The organism is Streptomyces sp. AC627_RSS907 (genome assembly GCF_019049165.1).
The window spans coordinates 689-1,053 of sequence record NZ_JAGMUE010000687.1; the positions used below are offsets into that span (position 1 = coordinate 689).

The window sequence follows — 365 nt, forward strand, 5'->3', positions numbered from 1 at the left end:
CCGAGAGCGGCGGGCTGCTGCTGCGCACCGAGTTCGGGCTGCTGCGCGCCGAGCCGGGCGAGGTGGCGCTCATCCCGCGCGGCGTGCGGTTCCGCGTCGAACTCCTCGACGCGAGCGCGCGCGGCTACGTCTGCGAGAACTACGGCCAGCCCTTCGTCCTGCCCGACCTCGGCCCGATCGGCGCCAACGGCCTGGCCAACCCGCGCGACTTCCGCGCTCCGGTGGCCGCGTACGAGGAGCGCGAGGCGCCGACCGAGGTGGTCAACAAGTTCTGCGGCAACCTGTGGGCCGCGACGTACGACCACTCCCCGCTCGACGTCGTCGCCTGGCACGGCAACCACGTGCCGTACGTCTACGACCTGCAC

1 protein-coding gene is annotated in these 365 nt (G+C 72.9%); it reads left to right on the forward strand.

All coding sequences use genetic code 11. The annotated features are described in order from the left end of the window. On the forward strand, positions 1-365 hold a 365-nt coding region (locus tag KUM32_RS37810; RefSeq protein WP_217146352.1), incomplete at both ends, for a homogentisate 1,2-dioxygenase.